The 3,184-nt window shown below is 63.8% G+C and carries 1 protein-coding gene and 1 pseudogene; both read left to right on the top strand.

All coding sequences use genetic code 11. The features are described 5' to 3' along the window. Positions 1 to 1,451 (top strand): phosphate acyltransferase (locus IT472_RS08680; protein ID WP_297180913.1); only part of this gene is annotated, 1,451 nt, incomplete at its 5' end. A 167-nt stretch (positions 1,452 to 1,618) separates the two neighbouring features. Next, positions 1,619 to 3,184: pseudogene (aceE, locus tag IT472_RS08675) on the top strand (pyruvate dehydrogenase (acetyl-transferring), homodimeric type); the annotation flags it as partial.

Raw genomic sequence — 3,184 nt, 5'->3', positions numbered from 1 at the left:
CCAATCCCTATCCGGAAATCCTGCCGGAGGACGCCAAGGCGGTGCGCCCGGATTGCATCATCGCCACCGGCCGCAGCGACTACCCGAACCAGGTCAACAACGCGCTGTGCTTCCCCTACATCTTCCGTGGTGCGCTGGATGCCGGCGCGCAGGAAATCAACGAGGCGATGAAGCTGGCCTGCGTGCGCGCGATCGCCGAGCTTGCGCGCAAGGAAGCCTCCGACCTCGGCAGTGCTTATGGCGGCGAGGTGCCGAAATTCGGTCGCGAGTACCTGATCCCGCGCCCGTTCGATCCGCGCCTGTTGATGATGCTGGCACCTGCGGTCGCGCAAGCGGCGATGGAATCGGGGATCGCCGATCGCCCGATCGCCGATCTTGCCGCCTATCGCGAGAAGCTGGCGCAGTTCGTCTACCGCACCAGCTTGATGATGCGGCCGGTGTACGAGCGTGCGCGCAGCGACAGGAAGCGCGTGGTGTATTCCGAGGGTGAGGAATACGTGGTGTTGCAGGCGGTGCAGACGGTGATCGATGAAGGCTTGGCTTTTCCGATTTTGGTGGGGCGCCCGGAAGTCATTGAAAAGCGCATCGGCAAGCTCGGCCTGCGGATGCGCGCCGGGGTGGATTTCGAGCTGACCAACATCAACGACGATCCGCGCTTCGACGACTACTGGCGGCAATACCACGCCCTGACCGAGCGCCGTGGCGTGACCCCGGATGCGGCCAAGAACCTGCTGCGATCACGGCCGACCTTGATCGCCGCGCTGATGGTGGAGCGCGGCGAGGCGGATGCGCTGATCACCGGGATCGTCGGTCGCTTCCACAAGAAGCTGGGCTACCTGCGCAGCGTGTTCGATTTCGAGAAGGGCGTGACCGGGACGTCGGCGATGACCGGCGTCATCAATGAGGCCGGCGCGTGGTTCTTCCTCGATACCCATGTGCAGCTCGACCCGACTGCCGAGCAGATCGCCGAGGCCACCTTGCAAGCCAGTTATCGGCTCAAGCTGTTCGGCATCGAACCCAAGGTGGCGCTGTTGTCGCATTCCAACTACGGCAGTCACCAGGACGCCAGCGCGTCGAAGATGCGCGCGGCCTTCGACATCATTCGCCAGCGCCAGCCCAAGCTCGAAGTCGATGGCGAAATGATGGGCGACACCGCATGGGACGAAGCACTGCGCCAGCGCATCTTCCCCAACACGACGCTGAAGGGCCGCGCCAACCTGCTGGTGATGCCGAACCTCGACGCTGCCAACATCGCCTACAACCTGATCCGGGTCGCCACCGGCGGCGTTGCCATCGGCCCGATCCTGATGGGCTTGGACCAGCCGGCCTACATCCTGACCCCGGCCTCGTCTGCCCGGCGGATTGTCAACATGACGGCAGTTGCTGCGGTGGATGCGCAGATTCGGGCAGGCAAGTCCGGCAGCACGCCTGTCGGCAGCGCAGGGCGCTGATGACGAACGCCTGCAGGCAGGTTCTGAACAACGGACAGGGTGGGTTTCACGGGATTATTTTAAAAAATCCGGGTAAAATCGTGAAATTGGCTGCGATGCAACATTGACGTGACAAGTTGCTTGCTAGACTGGGGTTTCGACTGGCTTCCCACCTCCCGGAGTGCGCGATGAACTGGCTCAACGACCTGCTGCAGAACGATCCCGATCCGCAGGAGTCGCGGGAGTGGATTGAGTCGCTGAAGGCGGTCATCGACCATGACGGCGCCGGTCGCGCACACCAGTTGCTGGAGGGCATGGTCGAGCTGACCCGGCGCGCAGGCGCACACTTGCCGTTTGCGCCGACCACTGGCTACTACAACACCATCCCGGCCCACCTCGAGCCGCCGATGCCCGGCGACTCGCACTTGGAGTGGCGGATCCGCTCGATCATCCGCTGGAACGCGATGGCGATGGTGGTACGCGCCAATCGCAAGCCCGGTTCGCTGGGCGGCCATATCGCCAGTTTCGCCAGTTCCGCCACCCTGTACGACGTTGGCTTCAACCACTTCTGGCATGCGCCGACCGCCGAGCATCCGGGTGATTTGCTGTACATCCAGGGCCACAGCTCGCCGGGTATCTATGCGCGCGCCTTCCTCGAAGGCCGGATCAGCGAGGCCCAGCTCGACGCCTTCCGCATGGAGGTCGATGGGCATGGCATTTCCAGCTATCCGCATCCATGGCTGATGCCGGATTTCTGGCAGACGCCGACGGTGAGCATGGGCCTCGGCCCCTTGACCGCGATCTATCAGGCGCGGGCGTGGAAATACCTGGAAGCACGCGGCCTGATGCCCAAGACCAACCGCAAGGTCTGGTGCTTCCTCGGCGACGGCGAAACCGACGAGCCCGAGTCGCTGGGTGCGATCGGTGTGGCCGGCCGCGAAGGCCTCGACAACCTCGTCTTCGTGATCAATTGCAACCTGCAACGCCTCGACGGTCCGGTGCGTGGCAACGGAAAGATCATCCAGGAACTCGAAGGCGCGTTCCGCGGCCACGGCTGGAACGTGATCAAGACCATCTGGGGCAGCTATTGGGATCCGCTGCTGGCCAATGACGGGCAGGGCCTGCTGCGCAAGGTGATGATGGACACCGTCGATGGCGAGTACCAGAACTGCAAGGCGTTCGGTGGCGCTTACACGCGCCAGCATTTCTTCGGCAAGACGCCCGAGACGCTGGCGATGGTCGCCAACCTCAGCGACGACGACATCTGGCGTCTGAACCGCGGTGGCCACGATCCGCACAAGGTCTACGCCGCCTACGATGCTGCAGTGAAGACGGTGGGCCAGCCGACCGTGATCCTCGCCAAGACCGTCAAGGGCTATGGCATGGGCAGCGCCGGCGAGGCGCTCAATCCCACCCACCAGACCAAGAAACTGGACGATGATTCGGTGCGCGCCTTCCGCGACCGTTTCCAGTTACCGATCAGCGACGACCAGCTCAAGGATGGCGCGGTGCCGTTTTTCAAACCGGCCGACAAATCGCCGGAAATGGAATACATGCGTGATCGCCGTGCCGCACTCGGTGGTTACCTGCCGGCACGCCGGCGCAAGGCCAGCCAGCCGTTGGAGGTGCCGCCGCTTGCGACCTTCGAGCGCCTGCTGAAGTCCACCGGCGAGCGCGAGATCAGCACCACGATGGCGTTCGTGCAGATGTTCAACATGATCCTGCGCGACAAGCAGGTGGGGCCGCGTTGCGTG

This window comes from Thermomonas sp. (genome assembly GCF_020850895.1).
GTDB lineage: Bacteria > Pseudomonadota > Gammaproteobacteria > Xanthomonadales > Xanthomonadaceae > Thermomonas.
This window is presented reverse-complemented; position numbering and strand designations above follow the sequence as displayed.